This is a genomic window from bacterium, assembly GCA_040755795.1.
Lineage (GTDB): Bacteria > UBA9089 > CG2-30-40-21 > CG2-30-40-21 > SBAY01 > JBFLXS01.
Genome location: JBFLXS010000197.1, coordinates 1 through 7,188, shown reverse-complemented (window position 1 = coordinate 7,188; position 7,188 = coordinate 1). Strand labels below are relative to the sequence as shown.

General features: G+C 33.7%; 3 protein-coding genes. All 3 read left to right on the top strand.

The window, feature by feature from the left end:
- Positions 1-229 precede the first annotated feature (229 nt).
- Positions 230-1,807 carry a glycosyltransferase family 39 protein gene (locus tag AB1414_12565; protein MEW6608256.1) on the top strand — a complete coding sequence of 526 codons (1,578 nt, stop codon included), beginning with the start codon at positions 230-232 and terminating at the stop codon, positions 1,805-1,807.
- Positions 1,808-2,415: 608 nt separating this feature from the next.
- Positions 2,416-6,990 carry a translocation/assembly module TamB domain-containing protein gene (locus tag AB1414_12560; GenBank protein MEW6608255.1) on the top strand — a complete coding sequence of 1,525 codons (4,575 nt, stop codon included), beginning with the start codon at positions 2,416-2,418 and terminating at the stop codon, positions 6,988-6,990.
- A gap of 4 nt (positions 6,991-6,994) precedes the next feature.
- Positions 6,995-7,188: hypothetical protein (locus AB1414_12555; GenBank protein MEW6608254.1), on the top strand; the 194-nt coding region annotated here is incomplete at its 3' end.

The following is a 7,188-nucleotide window of genomic DNA, read 5'->3' as shown; positions in this document are numbered from 1 at the left end:
AGACTGATAAACTGCTGGAGGCTTTCAATAATATTAACTTAGTGGAGATTGTTCATAATGGAGTTATATCTTCATATATGACGAGCTTGAATTTTCTGCAGATGGAAATATTACAACTATTAGGTGTTCCAGCAAATAAATACTCTCTGAATGCTTTCACTTAAAAATCATGCAAAACATGAGAGGGGTGTCGAAATCAGCGGTTTAAAAAGCAAAAAATGGCTTTAAGGTGGTTACTTGGGCTGTTTATTTAGTTTCACCGAGAATTGCTGGTGTTCATAGAATTCACTTGACAAAAATATATAGATATGTTATTATAGAGGCACAATGGGATGTCCCATCACTAAAGGAAATATCTATGATAGGATTTCTTAATAAAAATAAGTATTGGATAATAATAATTTTGTTATCTCTTATAGTGAGATTGATTCCATTTGTTTGTGTGGCAAGACATCCTGAAAGAGCATTTGGAGAAGATTCTTATCTGTATCATCACATTGCTGTAGATTTGGTTAAGCATCAAAGTTTCTCAGATGCATCGCAAACACCAGAAAAAGGTGCTAGATTTCAGGGACTTACATTTAAATTAAGTGCTTTCCATGATAAAAAGTTATCCCGGCTTCCGGATAGTCTAAGAACCCCATTATATCCATTCTATTTAGCCACAATATATACTATCTTTGGATATAAACCTTATCTTGCAATATTATTTCAAATATTAATTGATGTTTTTACATGTATATTCACATATAAAATAGGCACAATTTTATTTAGTCGGAAGATAGGCTTTGTTGCGGCTATCTTAGTGGCTATTGACCTCTCTAGTATTGTATATTCTAACTGTTTAGGGACAGAAACTCTATTTACTTTTACATTAATAACGTCTGTCTGGTTTCTGGTTAAATTTTTCCTCACTACAAGAAAGGTTAATTTAGTATTTGCAGGTATATTTTTAGGTCTAACTACTTTATGTCGACCAATAAGTCTTTATCTGTTTCTTCCCATTATCCTTGTATTTTTTTTGAAATATAAACTAAATTTAAAGAAGTTATCATTAATGTATTCTATATTTATCATTGTGTTTCTTTTGACAACCTCGACCTGGATACTAAGGAACTATTTGGTATTTGGTGTACCCAAGTTATCATCATTGATGGGATATCAGATGCTTTTGTACCGATATGGTCCTATGGAGGCTGAAAAAAAAGGAGTAGATTTTAAAATAATAAAACAGAAATTAACAAATGAAATTCAGGAAATGATCACCCGCGAAAATCTGGCCCCCTTTGAAGCTTCTCAGAGATGCGAAAAATTAGGTATGCAGAAAATACTAAACGACCCAGTTCCTTATTTACAAGCACATCTAAAAGGAACTATTAAGATATTTTTAGGACATAGTCTAGAGGATATTTATCTACTTTTTGGGGGAAAGTATTATTCATCTTCTGCCTTATCTATTTTTCTGGAAACAAAAGATATGGGGAAAAGTGTCTCTGCTTTATTTAAAACTGACCTATTAAATATATCTCTGCTTCTAAGTATATTAATTTTACTTCTATTGATTTATCTATTCGCCGGTTATGGAGTTTGGAAAATGATAAAAGATAATAATAAAGTAATTCTGGTGTTATTTATTGTAGTAATTGCATATTTTATATTAATCACAGGACCTGTGGGATATGCACGATTTAGACTTCCTATAATTCCCTACCTTATGTTATTAACTAGCTATGGATTTTGTGGATTTATAGGGAGTCTCAGGCAATGTCCCGGCACTGGCAATAAATTGCCACGAGAAGAGAAGTAAAATGCCGAGTTCCTCTAAGTATTGCAAACTTTTGAGACCTGTGCGGTTAAATGTAAAATGGATAATGCAAAATGAAAATGTATAACTGAAAGGTAATAAGTCTTGCGAACTCCTAAAATTTCCCATTTTTCATTTCCTATTTTACATTTATTTTTCCTTTGCGTCTGTGCGATGAATTAGTCTAATCGCACAGGTGGAAAAATTTCCATCTGTGCAATTAGAAATAATAAGGATAATTGATTAAACAGATTACATTTTTTAATTGTACGCGGATTAAACGGATTGAGCGGATTTTTTTTATTTCTTTTTTCGCTAAATCCGTTAAATCCGCTTACTAAATCCACCCGCTTACTATTTATTAAAAATCTGCTTCCTTAATTTTTTACCTGCACAGGTCGAAATCTTGCGGTTAGAAAATGAAGTTAAAATCGGGAATTCGAAATTAGAAATTAGGGAAGGAAGTAAAAGCCCAATTTCTAATTTCCAATTTTAACTTTCTGTGAACGATTACAAGTGACATTCGAAAGAAATCATAGGGAAAACGATAAAAGGAACCGTCCCCCTTTTTTTCTATTGACAATTTATGATTTTAGGGTATAATTTTAAGTATGAGAATACCCATAATTATCTTTATTGCCATTATTTTATCAGGTATTAGTATTTACTATGTCTGGCAAAAGGGCATTCCACAAGGTTGGGCAAAAACTAAGATTATTAATGAGGTAGAAAAAAGGATTAATGGCAACCTCACGATAAAAAACCTGCATTTTAAATTCCCTGACCAGGCCATCCTTGAAGGAGTAAAACTAAACTCTATTGCACAAATAGAGAAAATAATTTGTAACTACAATTTAATGACACCAATTATCCAGCGGGGTAAATTGGAAAGCGGCATATCTAAAATAGTTATTATTAACCCCTCTCTGGAGCTTTATCGGGATAAAACCGGAAAGTGGAATATTTCCTCTATCTTTAAAGATTCCTATGAACCAACAAAAAAATCTCCTGCAATGACCATCCTTATCAAAAAGGCAACATTGAAAGTTAAAGATGAGATATTCGGAACTCAAACTACACTCACCGACTTCTACCTATCTTATTATCCCGAGGGACCACCACCTTATTTTCACATTCGGCTGGGACAGGAAATGAAAATCAGTGGCAATATTTATCAAACCTCTCCTTTAACAGCCAGTTTTAACCTGCGGATTATCAAAAAGGAATTATCGCCTTATGCCGAATTTTTAAAAACACCCTGGGTTAATTTATTACAGGGGCAAATAAGTGGAAATATCGCAGGTGAAATCGAAGATAAAAATATAACTTTATTCAAGAGTAATTTATATCTAAATAAAGGGGTGGTTAAATTAACACATCTTGAGCCGCCAATTACAAATATAACCGGTAATTTCTCACTGGAAGATAACCACAGTGTAATTGCCGAGAAGATAAAGTTTAAGTTCAAAGATATTGATTTTACTACTCAAAATTTCTACATCAAAAATATGGCAGGGGGTATAGAGTTTGTTACTTCTAAATTTTCTCCACAAAGTTTAGGAGATATTTTCCCATATTTGAAAAAATTAAACTTAAAAAGTATCTTAAAATTTAAAGGGAAATTTGATTTCGGACATAGTTTTAGTTTGATGGGAGAGGCAGAATTGCTTAATCAAACACAAGCAGGATACAAATTCCCTATCCTGACTAAATTCAGATATAAAGATAAGCGATTTGAGGAGATTTCTCTGGTTATTGCCAAAAACACACAAATAACCGGTAAATTAGCCCTTCAACAAGAATTAAACCTTAAGGCTAAATTTGACCAGAGCAATTTACTTCCTTTATTAACCCTCGTAGGTAAAGAGGAATCAGGAAAAGGCACGATTACCGGCGAAATAACCACCTTCGGGAAACTAAACGATATTCAATATAATGGTGATTTGAAATTACAAATACAAGAAAATCCATCAGTTAATGAAATTGTGGCAAAACTTAAAGGGGATAAAAAATCTATTGTCTTTAGTGGACAGATTGTTCAACCTCAAGGGAAAATAGACATCGAAGGAAAAGGGACAAGAGGGGATATGGATGAGCCTTTTTCGTTATTATTAAACGGTAAATTAAATGAATATAACCTTCTCAATCGACTTGTTTGTGCTAATATTTCCTTTGACGGTAAATTAAGCACGAAAACAAGATTGATTGGTGGACAAATTAAGGCAGAAAATATTATTATTGATAAAAAATCTTACCTCCCCTGTCAGGGAAGTTTAATCTATAACCACCCAGACCTGAACATTACCACTTCACCTGAAAACAAACAATTAGAACTTGTGGCTAAAATTACACTTTCCCAACCCCTTTCTTACGCAATGCAAATTAAAACAAAAGATGTCAACCTGGGGATATTGACTCAAAACTTTGAAGGAACATTTGATGGAGAATTTGATATAAAAAAGATGTTCAGGCAGAAAACAACTATCATTGGCAAATCATTTAAGGTTAATTTAATCAATGGTAGAAGTGTGGATGGGGATTTTAAACTCGAAAGAATAAAAAATAAGGTTTCTATCCTATCTCTTACCTTTAATGAACCGGGAAAAATGAATCTTTGGACTAAAGGAGAGGTAGATTTAACCTGTTCACTTATAAACTTAGATGGTAAAATATGTTATTTAAAACATAAAGATTTAATCCTGACCGCTGATGCTAAATTCAAAGGACACCTTTCAAAATCTGAGTTAAGTGGCATTTTAAACCTTACTGGGGGAAAAGTCAACGATTTTCTGATAGATTATGGGAAGATAGATTTTAAGTATGCCCATCAGAAAGTAACTATTAAAGAATCGGGTATTGTTTTAAATCACGGTGGGATATTGACTACATTTGGGACATTTACTCTGAAGGGTAACCTTGACCTGAAATTTTCTTTGTTGGGTATGGATTATGAAGATATGCCGTATGACTACTTTAAAAACTTTAAAGGAGAATTTGATGTCATTGGAGATGTGAAAGGAGATATTAATAATCCTGTTGTTGTGGCATCTGTTGAGTCTAAAAAGATAATTATTGGACATGAAAAGATAGCTAAAATAGCCGGTAAAGTTAATTATCTTAATCATGAATTTCAGATTGAGCAGGTAAAACTTAATGACAGGTCTTCCTTACAAGGCACATTTCGAGTTAAAGATAAATACATAAATGGTCTAATCCAGATTGACAATGAAAAATTAAGCGCTATTGCCTGTTTATTCTCATTGCCAAACCTTCAGGGAATTATAAAAGGGAAACTGACTGCTGAAGGTAAACTGGATAATTTAATCTTAAAATGTGCGGTCGATATTGAGGATTTCCATATACCAGGTTTTGATGCCCGTTATGGTAAGGTTGAGTTCAGTCTCAAAGATAAGATTTTATTATTCCAAAAACTTTATTTTACACAGCACGATGGCGGAAAAGTGGATTTTAAAAAATACCAGGTAGAAATAAAACCCAATGGCCAAGCAATCCTCACCGCCACCCTGACCAATCTCATTATCACCAATACTATCTTTAATGGTAAAGTTTATTTCACGGGCGAAATTACTCCCTGGGATACAGCAAATGGAACATTAACAACTAAGAATTTATTAATAAATCAATCTGATGTTCTTAAAGTATTAGCGGCGCAAATTTCATACGAAAAAGGAATACTAAATTTTTTACCATTACCTGAACCCAATAGCCTTTCAGGTAGGGTTAAATTCGGTCAGAAATTAGAATTTGAGGAAATTAAAATACTTAAATCAAATGTTGAAAAAATTAGTCTTAATGGCCGTATCGAATTAGTAGAAAAGAGGAGGGATTTAAGAATTGCAATGCAGAATTCTGATTTAAGGATTCTACCTTTATGGTTTAAAGAGATAAAACGGCCAGAAGGTAAAGTAGAAGGTTGGTTGCATATCGGTGGTAGTTTTGACGAACCACAATTCGATGGGTCATTAATGATAACTAATGGGGCATTAAATAGGTATCCATTTGCTAAACGACTAACCAATCTCAATGGACAGATTCGGATTGTCAATAATTGGATAGTCAGTAATTCTTTACAGGCAAAGGTTGGAGAGAGTATTTTAGTTATGCAAAGCACCACACCATTTACATTAAAAAGTATAGATGTCAGTCTGAAAAACTTTCATGAACCAGTGCCAATAAGTATTCCTGGATTTTTTGAAGGCAATATAGATGTGAATATACAAATTAAAGGAGATATTACCGCACCTATTGGGAGTGGCGAAATAAAAATAGTCAATAGCAGATTTACTTTTCCTCCTAAAATAAAAACAGCAGAAGGCAGAATGCAGTGGGATAAAATTATGATTACTGCAAGTAAAAATGTTAAATATTATAACGAATATGTTGATGTGACGATAAAAAGAAAGGGTAGTTGGCTTACAGTATCCAACAAAGGAGATGAAATCTGGGCACAGGGCATCATCTATGCCCAATCAGGCGGACGGGTCAATTATCTGAGCAAATTTTTTACGATAAAAAAGGCTTCGCTTGAATTTAGAGAAGGCAATATTTTTCCTTATCTCTCAGGTTATGCAACCACCCGGTTGGATAAACGCCAAATTACATTAATTTATGAAGGTTATCTAACTGAGGCAAAACCTATACTTCAGGCAATTGGCGGTTATCCACCGTTGAATGAAGAACAAATAATCAACGCCTTACTTATTGGAAATACTGAATATCTGGAGACAACTGACTATGAGACTATTCTAAGACTGGGATTTGAACAGGTCGTGGGCAAAGAGGTAGTTTTTACCTTGTTAGTCCCGCTTGAAAAACAACTCAGTCAACTTATAGGTATGGATGTCGAGATTAAAACACAGGCATTAAACCGCCTTTTCCAGGAATCTCTTCAAGAACAAGTAGAAGAACGAAAAACATCATCTATATTTGAAGAGAGTGAATTTAAGATAGGAAAATTTATCTCTGATGATGTTTATCTTACTTATCGCGGCATATTAGAACCATGGGAAGAAGAAGAATTCGCTCGACTTAAACTTAAACAAGAATTAGGATTAGAATACTACCTATCCGGAAATACATCTCTAAAATATAAATTTACCCCAGAGGGTGTCTGGGAAAAAGGGAATGAATACGAGGTGAGAATAGAACGAGAGGTAAGATTTTAAACTGTTGAAAAGAAATGCGACCTGTGCAGGTAGAAAATTAAGAAAGCAGATTTGTAAACGTTCAGGTGTAAATAAGGAGAAAAGGGGAAATGGGGAAGGTTTTCGGATAAAAAGGTTCAAGGATCGAGGTTCAAGGATTAAGGTGAATGGAAAAGAGAAGGATGCTAATGGGGTTGGAAACAGCACTTGTGAAATCAA

What these genes read in the sequence shown, in the direction of transcription:
- AB1414_12560 (MEW6608255.1), top strand. Translation starts at nt 2,416, where the DNA reads ATGAGAATACCCATAATTATCTTTATTGCCATTATTTTATCAGGTATT.